Below are 1,438 nucleotides of genomic sequence, written 5' to 3'. Positions count from 1 at the left end.
CCCTCGGTCACGGGGGCGGTCATCGCCGCCGGGCTCCTCTACTGGCTCAGCGGACGGCTGGTCGGGCGTCCACGGCCGACGCCCGCACCGGAGTCGCCGGACGCGGCACCGGTGGCGGAACCTGCGGGGGCCACCGATGCCGGCTGGGACCGGCGCGGCTTCGTCATCGCGGCGACCGCCGCCGCCGTGGCCTCGGCGGGAGCGGGCGTTCTCGGCCGGTCCCTCAACGGCGCGAGCGGCAAGGACGCCGTCGCCTCGCGCGCCCGGATACGGCTGCCCGCCCCCGCGTCGGCCGCGGCACCCGTGCCCAGGGGAGCCCAGCTCCGCGTGCCCGGCGTCAGCTCCTTCGTGACGCCCGCGGCGGACTTCTACCGCGTGGACACCGCGCTCGTGGTGCCGAAGGTCGACGCGCGGAGCTGGCGGCTGAGGATTCACGGCAAGGGGGTACGGCGCCCGGTCACCCTCTCCTTCGACGATCTGCTGCGCCGCGAGCTGATCGAGCGGGACATCACCCTGACCTGCGTGTCGAACGAGGTCGGCGGCCAGTACGTCGGCAACGCCCGCTGGATCGGCGTCCGGCTGTCCGATCTCCTCGCGGAGTGCGGGGTCGAACCGCCCGGACGGGGCGGACCCGCCGACCAGTTGGTGGCCCGCTCGGTCGACGGCATGACGATCGGCAGTCCCGTCGAGGACCTCATGGACGGGCGCGACGCGATGCTGGCGCTTGGCATGAACGGCCGTCCGCTGCCCTTCGAGCACGGCTTCCCGGTGCGCATGGTGGTGCCGGGTCTGTACGGCTACGTCTCCGCCTGCAAGTGGATCAAGGACATCGAACTCACCACGTTCGACGCCTACGACGTCTACTGGGTCAAGCGGGACTGGGCGCGCGAGGCGCCCGTCAAGACGCAGTCCCGTATCGACACACCGAAGCCGTTCGCCAGGCCGAAGGCCGGGGCCGTGATGGTCGCCGGAGTGGCGTGGGCGCAGCACCGGGGCATCGACAAGGTCGAGGTGCGTGTCGACGACGGGCCGTGGCAGGTGGCGGATCTCGCCGCCGAGGACACCCGGGACACCTGGCGCCAGTGGTCCTTCCCCTGGCAGGCGGCCAAGGGCGGCCACACCCTCACCGTGCGGGCGACCGACCGTACCGGCGCGGTGCAGACCGAGAAGCGGACCCGCACGATCCCCGACGGGGCGAGCGGTCGGCATTCGGTGGTGGTCACCGTGGACTGACCCCCCCCCCCCCCCCCCCCCCCCCCCCCCCCCCCCCCCCCCCCCCCCCCCCCCCCCCCCCCCCCCCCCCCCCCCCCCCCCCCCGGTCTCGTGGACACCCTCAACAACGCGAAGGACATCACCGTCTTCGCGCCGACGAACGACGCGTTCGCGAAGATTCCCAAGGCCGACCTCGACAAGGTCCTCAACGTCAAGGCGCAGCTCA

Annotated in this window: 1 protein-coding gene and 1 pseudogene; both read left to right on the top strand. The window is 73.6% G+C overall.

What is annotated here, in order from left to right:
• Positions 1 to 1,233: sulfite oxidase (locus tag AB8Z36_RS40490; protein ID WP_369218345.1), on the top strand; the 1,233-nt coding region annotated here is incomplete at its 5' end.
• Between the two features lie 84 nt (positions 1,234 to 1,317).
• A pseudogene (locus AB8Z36_RS40485) lies at positions 1,318 to 1,438 on the top strand (fasciclin domain-containing protein); the annotation flags it as partial.

This window comes from Streptomyces flavofungini, assembly GCF_041028215.1.
GTDB classification, from domain to species: domain Bacteria; phylum Actinomycetota; class Actinomycetes; order Streptomycetales; family Streptomycetaceae; genus Streptomyces; species Streptomyces flavofungini_B.
The sequence above is the reverse complement of the archived record's forward strand: the minus strand, read 5'-3'. Positions and strand labels throughout refer to the sequence as shown.